Source organism: Fictibacillus enclensis (assembly GCF_030123385.1).
Taxonomy (GTDB): domain Bacteria; phylum Bacillota; class Bacilli; order Bacillales; family Fictibacillaceae; genus Fictibacillus_C; species Fictibacillus_C enclensis.
In genome coordinates this window covers 2,698,043-2,714,823 of sequence record NZ_CP126109.1, presented here as the reverse complement: position 1 = coordinate 2,714,823, position 16,781 = coordinate 2,698,043, and the positions used below count along the sequence as shown (strand labels likewise).

The following is a 16,781-nucleotide window of genomic DNA, read 5'->3' as shown; positions in this document are numbered from 1 at the left end:
CAGATTTGGACAGCAGAATCAAAGTTCTTTCCACTGTGAAGATCGGCAAATCGCCTGACCTTTACAAGGTTGTGACCGAATTAAACAAAACATTGAAATATAAGGATGTCATGTTCGGTCTGGCACTCGATGAACAGGATGAAAATAAAATGATATTTACCATCTACAAAACGTAAAAAGGGTGCACGAGATGAAAAAATGGTGGATTATTCTGGGGATTGCCTGTATCGGAATTATCCTCTGGCAGAGCATTTCACTGTATAATAAGATTCTTTCGAACCGTGATGCGGAACAGGAGAGAGCAGTACAGGCTGCACAAAACGATTATCATTTAAAGGTTGACCAGGTGGATTATTATCACGGGAATCAGGCGCTGGATGTGCTAAGCGGTACCTCCGGCAAGTATGGCAAAGTATATGTGATGGTTAATAACAAAGGCAAGACCAAACTGGTAAAACAAAGTGATGGCCTGACAAAGCAGCAAATGAAGAGCTATGTGGACAAAAACTTCAACCCAAAGAAGTGGGTGAATCTCCGGCTTGGAATGGAGAACAACCAGGTGGTATGGGAAGCCGTTTATCTGGATGATAGCGGAAGGTATACGTTTTACTACGGCGATTTCCAAACTGGAGAACGCTATAAAAAATACAGCATCAAGCAAGAAATCTAAAAGTGAGGGATGAGAAGAATGGAACTGGCAAACCGAGTAAAAGCACTTACACCATCTACAACACTGGCCATCACGGCAAAAGCGAATGCATTAAAAGCAGAGGGGCATAATGTGATTGGACTGGGCGCAGGAGAACCGGACTTTAATACCCCTGAACACATCATTGAGGCTGCCTACCGGGCCATGAAGGAAGGACATACGAAGTATACCGCTTCAGGAGGCCTGCCTGCTCTTAAAAAGGTAATTGCAGAAAAATTCAAGAAAGACCAGAATCTCGACTATTCACCTCAGGAAATTGTAGTTGGGACGGGAGCGAAACAATCGCTCTATTCACTTTTTCAAGTTTTACTAAACGACGGAGACGAGGTCATTATTCCAACACCGTACTGGGTGAGCTACCCCGAGCAGGTGAAACTGGCAGGCGGCGTACCGGTTTATGTGGTAGGCAAGGAAGACAATGCGTTTAAAATTACACCTGCACAGCTGGAAGAAGCGGTGACAGGACAAACAAAAGCGATCGTCATCAATTCCCCAAGCAATCCAACAGGCTCTTTGTACAATGAAGAAGAACTGAGACAAATCGGGGAAGTATGTTTAAAACATAATATTCTTATCATCTCGGATGAAATCTATGAAAAATTAATTTATGGCGGTGCACAGCATACATCCATTGCCCAGCTTTCTCCGGAGCTGAAAGAACAAACCATAATTATTAACGGGGTTTCAAAGTCCCATTCCATGACGGGATGGAGGATCGGCTATGCGGCAGGCAACAGCACGATCATTAAAGCAATGACCAACCTGGACAGCCACAGCACCTCCAATCCAACCACGATTTCCCAATATGGCGCGATTGCTGCTTATGAGGAAAGCCAGGAACCGGTGGAAGAAATGAGGAATGCTTTTGAATCCCGCCTGAATACCGTCTATGAAAAGCTGATTCAAATTCCGGGCTTTTCATGCGTGAAACCCAAAGGTGCGTTTTATCTTTTCCCGAATGTGAAGGAAGCGGTTAGAATGACCGGCTTTAACAGTGTGGATGAATGGGTGGCAGCGCTCCTTGAGGAGGAGAAAGTTGCGCTTGTTCCGGGTTCAGGGTTTGGATCACCGGACAATGTAAGGCTTTCTTATGCTACATCCCTTGAAAAATTTGAGGAAGCTTTGGAGCGGATTGCCCGGTTCATGGAAAAAAAGAGCAAATAATAGATTTTGAGGGTATTTGATTTTTATAAGTGATTAGATGATAATCACTTATACATAGAATGATTTGGAGGGTGTCACGTGAAAACAACAATATCCCAATTAAAAAGCCATATCGATAAGACAGTAACCATCGGTGCCTGGCTGAGCAATAAGCGCTCGAGCGGCAAAATTGCATTCTTGCAGCTTCGGGACGGAACGGGCTTTGTTCAAGGAGTGGTCGTTAAAGCTGAAGTGGCTGAAGACATCTGGACAACAGCCAAAGGACTTACACAGGAAACCAGTCTGTATGTGACAGGGAAAGTCCAGCAGGACGACCGCTCTCAAACAGGTGTGGAGCTCGTTGTTTCAGACGTGAAGGTCATTCATGAAGCAGTGGATTATCCGATTACGCCAAAAGAGCATGGCACAGAGTTTCTGATGGATCACCGCCATCTCTGGCTGCGTTCCAAACGCCAGCATGCGATTATGAAAGTCAGAAATGAAATTATTCAGTCCATGTATGAGTTTTTCCACAAAAATGAATTTATCAAAGTCGACCCGCCTATTTTGACAGGCAGTTCCGCCGAAGGAACAACGACTTTGTTCCATACCAAATATTTTGACGAAGATGCATATCTTTCTCAAAGCGGACAGCTGTATATGGAAGCTGCAGCCATGGCGCTTGGAAAGGTATTCTCGTTCGGTCCGACTTTCCGTGCCGAAAAGTCAAAAACACGTCGCCATTTGATCGAATTCTGGATGATTGAGCCTGAGATGGCTTTCGTGGAGCATGAAGAATCCCTCGAGATTCAGGAGCAGTTTGTCAGCCATGTGGTACAATCCGTGCTTGAACGCTGCAAGCTTGAACTGACTGTGCTAGGCCGAGATCTTTCCAAGCTTGAAAATGTAAAAGCTCCGTTTCCGCGGATTTCTTATGATGATGCGATTACACTTCTGAAAGAAAAAGGATTTGATGATATCGAGTGGGGAGAAGATTTTGGTGCGCCTCATGAAACAGCGATTGCCGAAAGCTTTGACAAGCCTGTTTTTATCACCAATTATCCAAAAGAAATCAAGGCCTTTTATATGAAGCCGCATCCTGAACGAGATGATGTCGTGCTTTGCGCCGACCTGATTGCACCGGAAGGCTATGGGGAAATCATCGGAGGAAGCCAGCGTATTGACGATCTTGAACTCATGAAAGCCCGCTATGAAGAGCATGGACTTACAGATGATGCCTACAAATGGTATCTTGAGCTCCGCCAATATGGCAGTGTGCCGCATTCCGGATTTGGTCTGGGTCTTGAGCGTACTGTCGCCTGGATTACCGGCGCCGAACATGTGCGTGAAACCATTCCGTTCCCACGTCTGCTGAACCGACTGTATCCTTGATTTTTTAAACTTACTTTAGAAAAAACTTTTAAAAAACCTCCTCTTTAAGGAGGTTTTTCACCTTTCACCCGGGACCTGTCTGTAGGGCGGTTACACCTATCCGTCTTAAGCTTCATCGATGTTTTCACGGCAACATCATGATTGGGGAAAGAAGGCTTACTCGTGGTATACTGATGAAGAAGGGGTGTTATGATGGAAAAGGCATTATTTTTGAAATGGCTGTCAGAAGGAACGATTTCAATACCCCATGTTCTGTTTAAGCATTACCGGTCCATCGGACTTCAGGACGAAGAATGCATGCTACTTCTGCATGTACATACATTTATAGAATCGGGGAATCCCTTCCCGACTCCGGAGGAGCTTTCCGGAAGGATGAGTATTACCCCGACACGTTGCATGGGAATGCTGAGAGGTTTTATCCAGCAGGGGTTATTGGAGATCGGCCAATATGAAGACGATGAAAGAGGCATGTACTACGAAGCGTATTCCCTGAATCCGCTTTGGGAAAAATTGCTTTCGATCCTTTCCGGCCAGGAAGCTGAGCGGGACTTAGCCAATAAAGAAAAAGAAGAACAAAGTGTCTATACCATTTTTGAACGGGAATTTGGACGGCCGCTGTCCCCCATGGAATGCGAAACTCTGAAGATTTGGATCGATCAGGACAGGCATACTTCGCCATTGATCATTTCCGCGTTAAAGGAAGCAGTCATGACAGGTAAGCTTAATTTTCGCTATATCGACCGGATTCTGTTTGAATGGAAGAAGAATAATATACAAACACCAGAACAAGCCAGAACGTACGGAGAGAAGTTCAGGGCGCGGCAAAACAAACCTGCGGCCAGGCCGGCAGAATCCACTGACAGCCGCAATCAATTCTCTGTTCCCGTATATAACTGGCTTGAGCAATCATAGACGAGGAAAATCTCGTCTGTTTTTGCATGCAAGGGTATTAAATCAGGAGGATGACTATGCTGAATAAAACAGAGATTGCTTATTGCTTGGATACCATAGGAGAGATGTTTCCCAATGCCCATTGCGAACTGAATCACAGCAATCCCTTTGAACTCACTATCGCTGTTCTTTTATCGGCACAGTGTACAGATGCCCTGGTGAACAAAGTCACACCGGGGCTCTTTGCCAAATATAAAACACCAGATGATTACCTCAAGGTGCCGATTGAGGAATTGCAGGATGATATACGTTCCATAGGACTGTACCGGAACAAGGCAAAAAATATACAAAAGCTGTGTTATATGCTGCTGAACGATTATGGCGGCAAGGTGCCCGAGGACCGGGATGAGCTTACAAAGCTGCCGGGTGTCGGGAGAAAAACGGCCAATGTTGTCGTTTCTGTTGCCTTTGGCATTCCGGCCATAGCCGTGGATACGCATGTGGAACGGGTGACAAAGCGTTTGGCCATCTGCAAATGGAAGGACTCTGTGCTGCAGGTTGAAGAAACATTAATGAAAAAGGTGCCTAAAGAACAGTGGGGCATCACTCATCACCGTCTCATTTTTTTCGGAAGGTATCATTGCAAGGCACAAAGTCCGCGCTGTCCGGAATGCCCGCTGCTTGAACTATGCCGGGAGGGCCAAAAACGAATGAAATTGAGCGTCAAAAAAGCTCAACTTGTAAAAAAAGATGAAAATTCCTGATTCCATGAACCATCCGCTTTTTTTTGGAAAGGACAATAAGCGGGCAGAAGTCCCGTTTAGGGAAGACATAGAGGCCATTAGCTTTCCGCATCAATGGCCGTTGTCCCCTGAGCAGCTGCAGAATAAGTTTGATCAGTGGAAAACAGAGGGTGAGAGGATCAGGCAGTTATTTTCAGACCGGAAGCCCCTGGAAGCAAGAGGCCCCATGATCCGCCAGCTGAGCTGTTTCATACAGGCGCTGTATTGGTCCAACAAAAGAAGGGTGGACGATTTGGTTCAATGGCACGACACAGTGCCCTCCCTCCCGGTAAAGCCTGTCAATATCGTGGAGCGGCTGGAGATGATTATTAACCGGCCCGCCCATTTTACAGCGTGGATTCAGCTGAATGAGCTGTTTTCGGAACTGGAAAAAAAGGTTGCTACCCATTCCCGTTTCCCCCACAAGGAATAGGGACAGATTCTTATCACATAGAATGTGTCATGAGAACGTCTAGGAGGGGGAGTTATGCAAATCCATATCGTCAAGAAAGGGGATTCGTTGTATAAGCTGTCACAATTTTATAATTTACCTTGGCAAAAAATTGCTTCAGTGAATGCCCTTGGCCAGCAGGATGTGCTGGCAGTCGGACAAACGCTGCTTATTCCTGCGCCTTTTGAATATAAAGTAAAAAAAGGGGACACGTTCGAAAAGATTGCCGCAAAGCTAGGCGTTACGAAAGCGGAACTTCAGCAGGCAAATCCTGAAGTATCGGAAGGCCAGCTGATGGAAGGGCTCGCACTCACTTTGCCCCAGAAACGCAAACGCACGATTACAACGAACGCTTTCGCCGAACCTTCGGATAAGTCCCAGGAAAATTTTAATCATGCGGCCAAGGCATTGAGCTATATCTCTTTGTTCAGCTATGAAGTGAAAGAAAATGGTGATCTGGAACCCTTGGATGATGGCTCGTTTTTACAGGATATCAAAACAGAAAATGTCCGTCCGCTTCTTTCATTGACAACCATAAAAGATGGAGCGTTCAGCAGGGAACTGGCTACCACTATTTTAAAAAACCAGGCCATCAGCAATAAGGTGATCGAGAATACAGCGAAAGTCATGAAAGAAAAAGGGTATGTGGGTGTTAACGTGGATTTTGAATATATCGGGGGAGAGAACAGGGAGCGGTACAACCGGTTCCTGCGCGCCATGACCGAACGTATGCATAAAGACGGGTATATATCCACTACAGCTCTTGCTCCCAAGACCAAAGAAAAACAAAAAGGAATTTGGTACGAAGGGCATGACTACAAGGCACATGGACAGACCGTGGATTATGTGATCCTCATGACATATGAATGGGGATACAGTGGTGGTCCCCCATTGCCGGTAAGCCCGCTCACAGAAGTGAAAAAAGTGATTGACTATGCGGTAACAGTGATTCCGAGAAGCAAAATCCTCATGGGAATCAACCTGTACGGCTATGACTGGAAGCTTCCCTTTGTTCAGGGAGGGCCGCAGGCCAAGGCGCTCAGCCCGGTTCAGGCCGTACAGCTCGCAGCCAAGCGAAAAGCGGCGATCCAATATGACAGCAAGGACCATGCTCCGTATTTTGTATATTATGATAAAGAAAAGAAAGAGCATAAAGTCTGGTTCGAGGATTACCGCAGCATGAAAGCCAAATTTGACCTGATCGATGAATACAAGCTGGGAGGCGCCAGCTTTTGGAATCTCGCTTTTGATTATCCGGGTTTGTGGAATTACCTGGAGGACCGGTACAACATCCGTTTTCAATCATAAAAAGAACGCCGCCCTGGCTGACCGGGGCGTAGACTAACCTAAGTAAATAAGACACAATAAAACACCTTCGAAATGTTACACTTAAAACAAGTGAGAATTCGGAGGTGTTTTTGCATGGGCAAAAACGTATATTCAAGTGAAGTGAAGTGGGCTGTGATTAAAGATAAAATGAGCGGCCAATTGACCAACCAGGAGATTATGGAAAAGCACGGGATTAAGAACAAAACGCAAATTAGTACCTGGATGAAATGGTATAAAAATAATGAGATCCATCGGTTTGATCAGCCGATTGGAAAGCAATACACCTATGGGCTTGGTCCAGACATCCTGAGTGAGGAAGAGAAAAAAGAGAAGAAATATGCCCATTTAAAACAGGAGAACGAAATCTTAAAAAAGTACTTGGAGATGGTAAAGGAGTTGAAAGAGAAGTAGTCCTGCAGCTTGTGGAGAAATTGCGGAAAAAGTATACGGTCTCTGCCGTTCTATCCGTATTAAATGTGCCGCGGGCGAATTACTATCGCTGGGTCAAGACGCTTCCGTTGAAATCATTAAGCAGAGAAGAAACGGTCATTATTTCATTGTGCAAGGAAACAAAATATCGATATGGACACCGCAAAATCAAAGCCTTATTATGGCGTCAGCACCAAGTAAAGCTCAATCGAAATACCGTTCAGCGCATAATGCAGAAACATCATCTTCAATGCAGGGTAAAGCCGAAAAAAAGATGGAAATCCCAAGGAGAAACGATCGTGGTGGCCCCCAACCTATTAGAGCGAAATTTTCGGGCCAGCGCGCCCAATCAGAAATGGGTGACGGATATTACCTATATTCAATATGGATCGTCTACCCTTTATTTATCGACGGTTATAGATTTATATAATAACCAAATTGTAGCCTATAAACTCTATACACATCAGCAAACCCCCTTAGTCATGGATACGCTAAAAGAGGCTTTGGACCATAGAGGGAACCCGAAAGGGGTAATTCTCCATTCCGATCAGGGCAGTGTGTATACTTCCTATGCCTTTCAGAACTTTGTGAAAGAGGAAGAAGTAATCAGCAGCATGTCGCGAAGGGGCAACTGTTGGGATAACGCCGTCATCGAGTCGTTTCATTCCAATTTAAAATCGGAACAATTTCAGTATGTAAAATTCAATTCTTTATCTTTAGATAAGGTACGTGAGCAAATTGACCATTATATAAACTACTACAATGAAGAAAGAATACAAGAAAAATTAGGCTACCATTCACCCATGGAATTTGGTCGAATGGCAGCCTAATAAAGGTGTTTTATTCTTGTCTCATTTCAATATGGCAGTCTAGCGGCGTTCTTTTTTATTCTATTGGTTAAGATCCGGAAGGGCAGGGAATTGCTGATGGTTCTGTCGCTGCTGCTGCCGTTGATTTTGGTTATTCCCATTTCCCTGGCCATTTCTATGGCCGTTTTGGTTTCCTTCAGGGCCTTGTGGATTTTGCGGCTCTGTCGTGTTTGGCTGCCCGGTACCGCCTTGCTGGTTTCCGCCTTGATCAGGCTGATTATTTTCGCCGCCTTGGTTTTGGTTCTGATCACCATGCTCCTGATTTTGATTGCCGCCCTGCTCTTTTTTGCCACCCTGGTTTTGATCGCCAGGATTATTTTGATCAGGCGGAGTACTTTGTGCAGGAGGCTGTTCGCCAGGAACGGTGACCGACGTTTGCGCGGGCGGGCTTTCCTTATTCGTTTCACTGTTGATGGCGGTCACTTGGAAGCTGTAGGTTTTTCCTGCTTCTGCGTTAGGAACGGTAAAGGACTGGTCCTTGATCGTTTGTTCGGCTGCCTGTGTGCCATCCACACTTGCGGCTACTTTATAAATGGTCTTATCATTGCCTTTATAGTTCCATTTTACATCAATGGCATTTTTCTTTTTATTGTACTCGGCTTTAAGGCCTTCAATGGAAGCGGGTTGGTCGTATTTATCAGATACTTCATTTGGCTCTGTACCGCGTACGAACAATTCATGCGTTTTCTCGTTCTCAGGTGTAAATTCGCCTGCCTTTTTATTGGTGCCTTTTTCAAGCGTGACATCGACAACTGAATTCGGTTTTTTGAAATCTGAACCATCATGGTTAAGCCTGCTCATGACCTCTTTAAAGATGAGCTTGGAATAGTTCCGCTGATTTGTATCCAGATAATGAACCCCTTCATTGTCCTTTTTGCTATTGTAGCCTGTCCACACGGCTGCGGAGTAGGAAGGAGTATAACCTGCCATCCAGGCGTCATTTGTTGCACTTTTCGGGATTCCGTTGGCGTCCCTGAACTCCTTCGGCAGGTTGGTGGTTCCTGTTTTTCCGGCAAGATTTAAGCCGGGAACATTCGCCATTGCCCCTGTTCCTCCGCTTTTCATGACACCCTTGAGCATGTCGGTGATCATATAAGCGGTAAAGTCATTCATCGCCTTGACCGGTTTAGTATCCGGCTTAACAACGTCGCCATTTGGAAATTCAATTTTTCGGATCGTCGTTGGTGCATTGTAGACCCCTTCGTTACCAAAGGCTGCGTAGGCACCCGCAAGATTTAGCGGTGTGATCCCTTTCTGGAATCCTCCGATGGCATAGGCGGGAGGCGCTGAATCAATATTGATGCCAAGCTTGTTGGCAAAATCAACGGCTTTATCTTCGCCCACTTCCATAAATGTGCGGACGGCCGGCGTATTTTCTGATTTTACAAGCGCCTGGCGCATGGAAACCTCGCCGAACTCCTCATCATTAAAATTATGGATGGTCGAACCATTAATCGTAATAGGTGAATCCTTCAAAATGTGGCCGGTATTCCATTTAAAATGATCAATGGCCGGACCATAGTCCAAAATTGGCTTAATGGTGGAACCTGGCTGGCGCTGATTTCCGGAAGCGTAGTAGGCACTCATAAGGTTTTCCTCACGGCCGCTTCCAATGGCGCGGATGCTGCCTGTTTTTGTGTCGACGATCGCGATGCCTGATTGCAGTTTTTTGTTTTCGTTTTTAAGGAACGAAGCGTTTTGCAGAACATCTTCGGTGGCTTCTTGCGCTTTCGTATCCATGTTGGTGTAAATTTTCAGCCCATCGGCAAACACATCGACATTTTTCATGCCATCCATCTTATGAATGTCTTTGATTACCTGCTGAAGATAGGCTTCATGGATGCGCGTTTCCTGAAGGCTTCCTTTGTGCAGGCCTTTCGTAACCGGTGTGGCTTTTGCTTTGTCTGCTTCCGCCTTCGTAATATAACCGTACTTTTCCATTTGACCCAGAACGACATTTCTTCGTTTTTCTGCAGCTTCGGGGTGATTCAATGGATCATAGTTGCTTGGTGCTTTTGGAAGCCCAGCAAGCAATGCGGTTTGCGGAAGCGTCAGCTGATCGAGCCGGTCCACATCGAAATAGGTTTTGGCCGCTGTTCCGATGCCGTACACGTTGTGACCAAAGTAGATTTTATTGAGATACATTTCTAGAATTTGTTCTTTCGAGTATTTCTTGTCAAGTTTAATCGCCAAATAAGCTTCCTGGATCTTACGGGTCAACGATTTTTGATTCGTTAAAATGGTGTTTTTTACCACCTGCTGTGTAATCGTGCTTCCTCCCTGGGAACCGAAGCCGCCGGTTACATTGGCGAGGGCAGCACCGAAGATACGGCGCACATCAACGCCGGGATGTTTATAGAAACGAACATCTTCGACTGCGATGAATGCATCCCGAACGTTTGGCGGAATATCCTTTATTCCTGCTTTTACCCGGTTTTGCTCAGAAAAGAGCGAGGTGACCATTTTTCCGTCTTTATCATAGATCTGGGAAGACAAAGGCGTCTTCAATTTGTCAGGATCGAGTTTCGGTGATTTCGCCATAATGACTCCGACCGATATCGCTCCAATAATAAACATAATAACGATAAAAGCTAAAATCGCTTTAAAAAAAGGGAACTTCTTTTTCTTTTTTGGGGCAGGTTGTTTTCCGTTTTCGGCTGCCTGCCTTCGTTCTTGCCTGCTGCGGTATTCATTCGACATAGTTGTATCAACCTTTCAATAACTGCAATGTACATTATGATTATTCGTCAAAAAGGCGCTGTTTATGAACCTTGCCTTAATCTTCGTCATGAAAGTACATTTTATCAATGATTTTAAGATAGTCAATTCTCGGCAAAAAACCCGATGAGATGGGTTGTCCGAGCGACTCAATCTCCTTTTTTGGAATCGACTTTCTTCCGTTCGTTTGATCGTTCCAGTAGGGGATCAGGTGGCGGGCGTCGAGAAGGTAGATTTCGTTTAATGTTGAAAAGCGCAGAATGATGAAGGCAATTCCGCCATGAGCAAGAATCGCTTCCATATGCCGAATCTGGTGTTCATGAAAATTGCGAAGCGGAAAAGAAGTTTTGTTTTTCGTTTCCTTCGCTTCAAAGTCAATATACTTTCCCCGGTATATGCCGTTATAATCCGTGGTTGAAGCAAGCTTAAAGTAGGCTTCCTTAATTACAGCTGCAGACCGCTTGGGGTATTCAACATTGACAATTTGAACCGGTGTCGGTTTTTTATGAATGACGGCAATACCCCGTTCCAGATAGTATTCATTGCTTTTGTTCAGATCTTCCTCCAGTGTCATTCCCCGGTTTCCGTAAGAAACAGTATTTTTTGAAGTGGGGGGAGACAGGGCAGAAGACGGTTTTTTTCCATTAGGATATTGAATCGGTGCCATGTTTTCACATCCTTTTAAAGAATGGCAAATAAAAACTATGTCAGCATGATGGCCGGCATAGTCATTTTCCCTTTGTTCATTTTCTTATCCCAGTTGAAGAAGGGATTCCAGTTCGTCTTGCTTGAATCCAAGCACAATGTTTTTTGATTCTCCGTCCATGATGACGGTTACTGGAGTGGCACTGGCTCCAAGGTCAATCACTTCATTCATGTATTGAGGGTTCTTGCGGATATCGCGCTCCTCGAATGGGATTTGTTTTGAAGTCAGCCATTCTTTTTCAGCAAAGCATGGGGAACAAGTTTCCTGCGTGTAAATAATTACTTTCTGCTTCATGGTTAATCCTCCAGAGAGATTCTTATCCTTTCATTTTAGCGTTTTTCTTTCTGTCTTACAAATATTTTACCAACAGTTGCGAAGGCTAAAAGAAATGAAGGGAGGGCTTATATGGTCATCAGTGCATGGGGAAAGGCGATTGTTGAGGAAATCCGGCAGAAAACAGATGCCGGCAATCTTGATAATATTTCACGTACCGTATTATATGAACACTTTTTTAGAAACCATCCGGAAATCAAGTGGTCGTTTCTCGCTTCTCTTGTTTCAAGAAATGCGGGATATAACATGTGTGACCTGGAAGGTGAATGGATCAGCCGCTCCATTCCGCCTCATTATCGAAACCTTCTTTTCCTAACTTATGAACGGGCGAACTGGTTGATTTTTTCCGATGCATACCCCCAGTTGCTTCTATATGAAAAAAGCAAGGAGGCAGGAGAACCTCTCTTTTCGCTTCTTCCATTCTTTAATGTTTCTGCCTTTATGCAAAACGAATGGCTTGCGTTTTGGCAAAAAAGGGATGAAGAGCGGCTTTGGACATCCCTCATCATTAATGAACAGCATTTGATCCAAAAACCGGTGATTGAGCACCCGGTATACCGGAGGCGGGTTTTTTTGTCTATCCCCTACAGGCTTCAGAACTGGCTTCATTTCAGCACTGTGCTTTTTCCCACCCTGAACGGAGAAATTTATGGCTTTTCCGTACATGGTTTCCGAAAGGTGCAAAACCGCATTTTGCTTGGAAGAAGGCTGGCCTGGCTATTGTTTCGGTCTCCGTACGCAAAAGCTTTTGATGAATTTTCGCGGGTCATACCCCACACCGGATCCCGGCATGACTATGAACAATACGTTTATCCCAACCAGAGGCGGGAACCGGAACTTCTCAGGCTTATATATCCACTTGTGCAGCATGGCCGTCCTTCGCTGCCCGACTGGAGCCGGAAAACAAAAAACCTGCAGGCGTATTACCATAAGCTCACTATTCCGAGAAACATTAACTTAACAAACTGGTATCACCATAAAGAATTGCAGCTGCAGCTCGGTATCTTGCTGCAGGAATTGATATTTAAAGATAAAAATGGTTCGAAAAAAGAACGTTAAAAAAGTGTCCCGGATGAGCGGGACACTTTTTGTAGGTTCAGCTTTTCATGATCCAGCTTCAGGACCCAGAGACTCGATCATTTCACTCTTTGTCAGAAAACAAAAAACGTTTTATGACAAAGACCTCCAATGCTTTTCGTCTCTATACGGGTCCTTCAGCTTTTCTCTTTATGTAGCTGGGTAGTTGGGGCCTTCCAGTTTTTTGTCGCCGTATCCTTCTTTTTTTTCCTGTTCAGGGGCGTTTGTCATTTTTTCCTGCTCCTGCTCCAGGCTGTTTTCGTGCTGTTCCATGTTTCTTCACCTCCTTCTCGTAGTGTTAGGCAGTAGGTCCTGTTTCATACAGGATAACAGTGTCGAAAGGCGGGTTTTTTTGAATAAAACCACTTTCTTTGCCGAATCAGTTCTAGTTTTGTCACCTGTGAAGGGAAACGCTAAAGAGGAGTGAATACTTGTGTTATAAGATAACGGGGAGGGAATTAGAAATGGAAATGGTGTTTAAAACAAAAACGGTTTCGGAAGAACTTGGTGTCAATCCAACTACCATTCAGCGCTGGGTAAAGCATTTCAATCTTGCGTGCCAGAAAAACGACCATGGTCATTATCTGTTTTCCGAGCAGGATATTGAAGATTTGCGGGAAATCAAAAAACAGCTGGACGCTGGTTTACTAATGGGTGATATTCAAATCGCAGCAGCAAAGATTAAAACGCCTGAGGCAAAAGGCCAGCCGGCAGGAGCGTTTGATGAACGGTTCGATCAATTGATGGCCCAGATCGAAAAGCTGGAAAAAAAGCTGGAGGAAAAAGCAGACGATGTATTGTCATACCAGGTTTTGCAGCATGCAACAGAAATGGATGACATGATGAAGCGGCTGGTTAAAATAGAAGAAAAAATTGAAGATATTGAAGTAAAACTTTTAAAAATGCCGGATGGGGCACAGGAAGATGCTTCAGGGTTTAAAAAACAGCGCCGCAATTGGCTGGTGGGACTTTTCACGCTGTAACCTTCTTTTAAAGGAAGCTCGTGCATTTTGTCCTTTGTTTTGATAGGATAGAGGGGTCAGGAGTGAAATCATTACGTATGGAACAACGTCTTATTCAACTTACTCAACAGCTGCTGGGTAAAAACAAAGCAGCAATGGACCAATATCTTACCAAAACAAAAAAAGAAGGGTATGAAGTCGACTTCTATGGCGAGGTTAAGCCGTTTGCCGACGAAATCCGGATGTTAACAGAGGAATGGAAACCCCTTGCGCTTAAGTGGGTGGAAAACAACCGTCCAAAGTATATCCATGTGCCCCAGATAAATGATACGTTTGATAATCTGAACTTTATTGCGGTATTTGCCTTCCAGCTCGACACCCGGGAAAAACGATTTACCGAGATGATCAAATCCATTGATTATGTCCTGAGTACTTTGCTGGATCGGCTTCTTTCATAAAAGACGGAAACTGCCACCGTCTTTTTTATTTTGCCCGTTATAAATTCGCGCTGGCCGGATGAAATGGGTAAAATAAAAGAAATGAAATTGTCATTCATTAAAATAATTTCACGTACCGTATTATAATGATTTAAAAGAAAGGGTACTTACATGTTTGATCCGACCATCTATGAAAACTTGAAAGTTATTCTTGAGGGAATGGCTTACGATCTTGATTTTGAAGGAGTTTTAAAAGTAACCGGCCGGAAAGACCTCGTTGACTTGGCTTCGATGAGCAGAACCTACAGTTTAGAGGTTTTGTTAAGCGGCAAAAAAGAAAAGGATGTTCGCGCGAAAATCGGATTAAAAGCTGGTTTAGAAGATCTGGCTGATGAAATAATGGAAAGAGAAACCGAACGTACAGGCTGTATTTTTTCTGTTACTTTTTACACCACTGTACAGGATATAGAAGCAGAATGTTCCAGGATTGGTGAAGCTATGAGAAGACTGTGGAAAACGGATGGAGAGGTTACACAAACTCTTTCCTATATTTATGGTTTGCCAAGAGGAAGCTACCAGAATCAAATCGATGTTGTCATCCATCTCAAATTGCATGAAGAAAATAGTGAACAGCTTGAGGATTATGTTAACCGGATCCTTCTTGCTGCTGAACGAATACTAAATAAAGGGGGACGTTAATCGTTATGGCTACAAAAACACCGATTCAAGAATTACAGCCTTATTTGCAGGAGAATTGGAAGGAGGCGGCTTTCGATTCCTTAACGCCAGTTCAGAAAGAAATGCTGCCGTTTATGCTTGAGCGAAAGGATCTTGTCGTAGAATCACCGACAGGGACAGGAAAAACGCTCGCCTATTGTCTGCCCTTACTTGATAAGATTGATAGCTTATCGACGGCATTGCAGGCTGTTGTAATCGCGCCAACTAAAGAACTTGTGATGCAAATTCACTCGGTCCTTCAGGAATACGCGAAAGGAAGCAACATTACAGGGACAACATTAATCGGCGGGGTAAATGTGCAGCGACAAGTGGAAAAGCTCAAGAAAAAACCGCATTACATAGTCGGTACACCGGGAAGAATCCTGGAGCTTTATAAAAATAAAAAAGTAAAGCTTCATGAGGTGAAAACCATTGTTGTCGATGAAGCTGACATTGTTTATGATATGGAATTAATGGATGAAGTACAGAATATTGTTAAAGGAACGATGAAGGATCGTCAGCTTGTTTTTGTGTCAGCAACCATTTCTAACAAAGCAGAAGAGATCGCCAAAGAGTGGATGAATACTCCGCATTTCATAAAAATCAGCCGTGATACAGAAGCACGGGAGTCCATTGCAAATATCTATCTGATTTCTGAAAGACGTGATAAAATAGATAATCTGAGGCGCATAATTCGACACAATTCGAACATGAAAGCGATCGTTTTCTTTGGGGCCAATTTAAAACTTGAAGAGATCGCCGCCAAGCTTGCTTACCGGGGCATTACTGTAGGTGTATTATCCGGACAGGCAACAAAACAGGAACGGCAAAAGGTAATGAGAGAATTTCGTTCCAGCAGCCATGCGTTGCTTCTTTCTACAGACCTTGCTGCCAGAGGACTTGATATTAGCGGATTAACACATGTTATTCATTTCGATCTCGCCGATTCCGAAAAACAATTCATACACCGTTCGGGCAGAACAGGAAGAGCGGGACAAACAGGAACCGTCATTTCGCTGGTTACCGAGAGAGAGGAAAATGTTCTGTTAAAATGGGCAAAAAAGCTCAATATGCCTGCAGAAAAGGCAGTGATTAAGCAGGACCAGCTGCTGCCGGCTTCACAGATTCAGCAGAAGCCAGCCAAAAAGAGAAATCCAAGGAAATCAACTCCCCAGCGAAGCGGTAATTTTATAAAAAAGAAGGGGAAGTAATTGCTGGTTAATGAAAGATTGGTACAAAAAATAAATCAAATGGTTGAAAACTTTAATATTTCGGTGGACATTCACATTGAAGCCAAATGCCCGCTGAACCGGAATATCGGAGGCAAATATAATGCGGGCGAACAGTGCATCACATTGTATCTGGAAGAAATTCAGGCACAAAGCGAGTGGTTGTTTCCCAATGAGGATGTTTTCGTAGAGTATGCGAGTGTCATTTTTGCTCATGAAGCAGGACACGCCACAGATCCTTATTTGCAAAAACTCGTGGAGCTTTATGATTCGACAGAAGATGAATTCAAACGCAAAAAAATTGAACTGCTTGTAGAAGTTCAAGCATGGAAGATCGCCAAGGAGCTCGTACAGGAGCTTCCTGATGAATTTTTCAGTAAAATAAAGAGAATTTCCTTAGAACATCATTATGAAGCTGTCTCGCAAGGTTTCAAGGATGAAGGGGTTGCCTAAACCGGAAAGGTCCTGTGCCAAGAGCACGGGACCTTTTTTATTAAGAATCAAATGAATCATACTTTTATACATAGCTGCACCGGGAAATGCTGCTAATAAGAGGTCTGCCCTTTTTCTTGGAAATTTGATATGATAGTTGAGTTGAAACTACGCA

19 protein-coding genes are annotated in these 16,781 nt (G+C 44.2%); 15 read left to right on the top strand and 4 right to left on the bottom strand.

Going from position 1 to position 16,781, the window contains the following annotated elements; all coding sequences use genetic code 11:
- Positions 1 to 5 precede the first annotated feature (5 nt).
- The 9 genes from QNH15_RS14200 to QNH15_RS14160 all read left to right on the top strand — a co-directional run bounded on the left by QNH15_RS14200 (position 6) and on the right by QNH15_RS14160 (position 7,956).
- Positions 6 to 176 carry a YpmA family protein gene (locus QNH15_RS14200; RefSeq protein ID WP_283889047.1) on the top strand — a complete coding sequence of 57 codons (171 nt, stop codon included), beginning with the start codon at positions 6 to 8 and terminating at the stop codon, positions 174 to 176.
- A gap of 14 nt (positions 177 to 190) precedes the next feature.
- Positions 191 to 670 (top strand): cell wall elongation regulator TseB-like domain-containing protein, encoded by a 480-nt coding sequence (locus QNH15_RS14195; protein WP_283889046.1) that lies wholly within the window; start codon positions 191 to 193, stop codon positions 668 to 670.
- 18 nt (positions 671 to 688) lie between these two features.
- Complete coding sequence (locus QNH15_RS14190) at positions 689 to 1,873, top strand: pyridoxal phosphate-dependent aminotransferase (RefSeq protein ID WP_283889045.1); 1,185 nt, start codon at positions 689 to 691, stop codon at positions 1,871 to 1,873.
- Between the two features lie 78 nt (positions 1,874 to 1,951).
- On the top strand, positions 1,952 to 3,244 hold the full coding sequence (gene asnS, locus QNH15_RS14185; protein ID WP_283889044.1) for an asparagine--tRNA ligase: 1,293 nt from the start codon (positions 1,952 to 1,954) through the stop codon (positions 3,242 to 3,244).
- Positions 3,245 to 3,436: 192 nt separating this feature from the next.
- The gene (locus QNH15_RS14180) at positions 3,437 to 4,156 is read left to right on the top strand and encodes a DnaD domain-containing protein (RefSeq protein ID WP_283895574.1); all 720 of its coding nucleotides are present in this window, start codon (positions 3,437 to 3,439) and stop codon (positions 4,154 to 4,156) included.
- Positions 4,157 to 4,212: 56 nt separating this feature from the next.
- Complete coding sequence (gene nth, locus QNH15_RS14175) at positions 4,213 to 4,899, top strand: endonuclease III (protein ID WP_283889043.1); 687 nt, start codon at positions 4,213 to 4,215, stop codon at positions 4,897 to 4,899.
- Complete coding sequence (locus QNH15_RS14170; protein ID WP_283889042.1) at positions 4,886 to 5,350, top strand: YpoC family protein; 465 nt, start codon at positions 4,886 to 4,888, stop codon at positions 5,348 to 5,350. The genes nth and QNH15_RS14170 overlap by 14 nt, the downstream gene beginning before the upstream one ends.
- A gap of 54 nt (positions 5,351 to 5,404) precedes the next feature.
- Entirely contained in the window at positions 5,405 to 6,676 is a 1,272-nt protein-coding gene (locus tag QNH15_RS14165) for a glycosyl hydrolase family 18 protein (protein ID WP_283889041.1), read from the top strand.
- 114 nt (positions 6,677 to 6,790) lie between these two features.
- Positions 6,791 to 7,956, top strand: a protein-coding gene (locus QNH15_RS14160) for an IS3 family transposase (protein ID WP_283889040.1) whose coding sequence is annotated in 2 segments (ribosomal slippage) — positions 6,791 to 7,067 and positions 7,067 to 7,956 — 1,167 coding nt in all. Because the reading frame shifts where the segments join, the coding sequence is not laid out codon by codon here.
- A gap of 60 nt (positions 7,957 to 8,016) precedes the next feature.
- Here QNH15_RS14160 and QNH15_RS14155 read toward each other — a convergent pair.
- The 3 genes from QNH15_RS14155 to QNH15_RS14145 form a co-directional block, all read right to left on the bottom strand.
- On the bottom strand, positions 8,017 to 10,695 hold the full coding sequence (locus QNH15_RS14155; protein ID WP_283889039.1) for a PBP1A family penicillin-binding protein: 2,679 nt from the start codon (positions 10,693 to 10,695) through the stop codon (positions 8,017 to 8,019).
- A 76-nt stretch (positions 10,696 to 10,771) separates the two neighbouring features.
- A complete protein-coding gene (gene recU / locus QNH15_RS14150; RefSeq protein ID WP_283889038.1) occupies positions 10,772 to 11,380 on the bottom strand; it encodes a Holliday junction resolvase RecU in 609 nt (202 codons plus the stop codon).
- 84 nt (positions 11,381 to 11,464) lie between these two features.
- Positions 11,465 to 11,713, bottom strand: coding sequence for a glutaredoxin family protein (locus QNH15_RS14145; RefSeq protein WP_061970577.1), 249 nt, complete (start codon positions 11,711 to 11,713; stop codon positions 11,465 to 11,467).
- A gap of 111 nt (positions 11,714 to 11,824) precedes the next feature.
- Here QNH15_RS14145 and QNH15_RS14140 point away from each other — a divergent pair, with 111 nt between their 5' ends.
- Positions 11,825 to 12,811 (top strand): DUF2515 family protein, encoded by a 987-nt coding sequence (locus QNH15_RS14140; protein ID WP_283889037.1) that lies wholly within the window; start codon positions 11,825 to 11,827, stop codon positions 12,809 to 12,811.
- 168 nt (positions 12,812 to 12,979) lie between these two features.
- Here the strand turns inward: QNH15_RS14140 and QNH15_RS14135 are convergent, their stop codons facing one another.
- Positions 12,980 to 13,102, bottom strand: coding sequence for a hypothetical protein (locus QNH15_RS14135; protein ID WP_276203847.1), 123 nt, complete (start codon positions 13,100 to 13,102; stop codon positions 12,980 to 12,982).
- Positions 13,103 to 13,293: 191 nt separating this feature from the next.
- Between QNH15_RS14135 and QNH15_RS14130 the strand changes: the two genes are divergently transcribed.
- The 5 genes from QNH15_RS14130 to QNH15_RS14110 all read left to right on the top strand — a co-directional run bounded on the left by QNH15_RS14130 (position 13,294) and on the right by QNH15_RS14110 (position 16,627).
- Positions 13,294 to 13,812: a MerR family transcriptional regulator gene (locus QNH15_RS14130; RefSeq protein WP_283889036.1), complete on the top strand. Its 519-nt coding sequence runs from the start codon at positions 13,294 to 13,296 to the stop codon at positions 13,810 to 13,812.
- A gap of 62 nt (positions 13,813 to 13,874) precedes the next feature.
- Positions 13,875 to 14,249 (top strand): YppE family protein, encoded by a 375-nt coding sequence (locus QNH15_RS14125; RefSeq protein ID WP_283889035.1) that lies wholly within the window; start codon positions 13,875 to 13,877, stop codon positions 14,247 to 14,249.
- A gap of 150 nt (positions 14,250 to 14,399) precedes the next feature.
- Entirely contained in the window at positions 14,400 to 14,927 is a 528-nt protein-coding gene (locus tag QNH15_RS14120) for a hypothetical protein (RefSeq protein WP_283889034.1), read from the top strand.
- 5 nt (positions 14,928 to 14,932) lie between these two features.
- Positions 14,933 to 16,156 carry a DEAD/DEAH box helicase gene (locus tag QNH15_RS14115; RefSeq protein WP_283889033.1) on the top strand — a complete coding sequence of 408 codons (1,224 nt, stop codon included), beginning with the start codon at positions 14,933 to 14,935 and terminating at the stop codon, positions 16,154 to 16,156.
- Positions 16,157 to 16,627, top strand: a complete 471-nt coding sequence (locus tag QNH15_RS14110) for a hypothetical protein (protein ID WP_283889032.1) — start codon at positions 16,157 to 16,159, stop codon at positions 16,625 to 16,627.
- Positions 16,628 to 16,781: the final 154 nt, after the last annotated feature.

Excerpts from the sequence above, each read along its gene's own strand:
- QNH15_RS14195 (WP_283889046.1), top strand. The coding sequence starts at position 191 with ATGAAAAAATGGTGGATTATTCTGGGGATTGCCTGTATCGGAATTATC.
- QNH15_RS14190 (WP_283889045.1), top strand. The coding sequence starts at position 689 with ATGGAACTGGCAAACCGAGTAAAAGCACTTACACCATCTACAACACTG.
- QNH15_RS14180 (WP_283895574.1), top strand. The coding sequence starts at position 3,437 with ATGGAAAAGGCATTATTTTTGAAATGGCTGTCAGAAGGAACGATTTCA.
- nth (WP_283889043.1), top strand. The coding sequence starts at position 4,213 with ATGCTGAATAAAACAGAGATTGCTTATTGCTTGGATACCATAGGAGAG.
- QNH15_RS14170 (WP_283889042.1), top strand. The coding sequence starts at position 4,886 with ATGAAAATTCCTGATTCCATGAACCATCCGCTTTTTTTTGGAAAGGAC.
- QNH15_RS14165 (WP_283889041.1), top strand. The coding sequence starts at position 5,405 with ATGCAAATCCATATCGTCAAGAAAGGGGATTCGTTGTATAAGCTGTCA.
- QNH15_RS14155 (WP_283889039.1), bottom strand. The coding sequence starts at position 10,695 with ATGTCGAATGAATACCGCAGCAGGCAAGAACGAAGGCAGGCAGCCGAA.
- recU (WP_283889038.1), bottom strand. The coding sequence starts at position 11,380 with ATGGCACCGATTCAATATCCTAATGGAAAAAAACCGTCTTCTGCCCTG.
- QNH15_RS14145 (WP_061970577.1), bottom strand. The coding sequence starts at position 11,713 with ATGAAGCAGAAAGTAATTATTTACACGCAGGAAACTTGTTCCCCATGC.
- QNH15_RS14140 (WP_283889037.1), top strand. The coding sequence starts at position 11,825 with ATGGTCATCAGTGCATGGGGAAAGGCGATTGTTGAGGAAATCCGGCAG.
- QNH15_RS14135 (WP_276203847.1), bottom strand. The coding sequence starts at position 13,102 with ATGGAACAGCACGAAAACAGCCTGGAGCAGGAGCAGGAAAAAATGACA.
- QNH15_RS14130 (WP_283889036.1), top strand. The coding sequence starts at position 13,294 with ATGGAAATGGTGTTTAAAACAAAAACGGTTTCGGAAGAACTTGGTGTC.
- QNH15_RS14120 (WP_283889034.1), top strand. The coding sequence starts at position 14,400 with ATGTTTGATCCGACCATCTATGAAAACTTGAAAGTTATTCTTGAGGGA.
- QNH15_RS14115 (WP_283889033.1), top strand. The coding sequence starts at position 14,933 with ATGGCTACAAAAACACCGATTCAAGAATTACAGCCTTATTTGCAGGAG.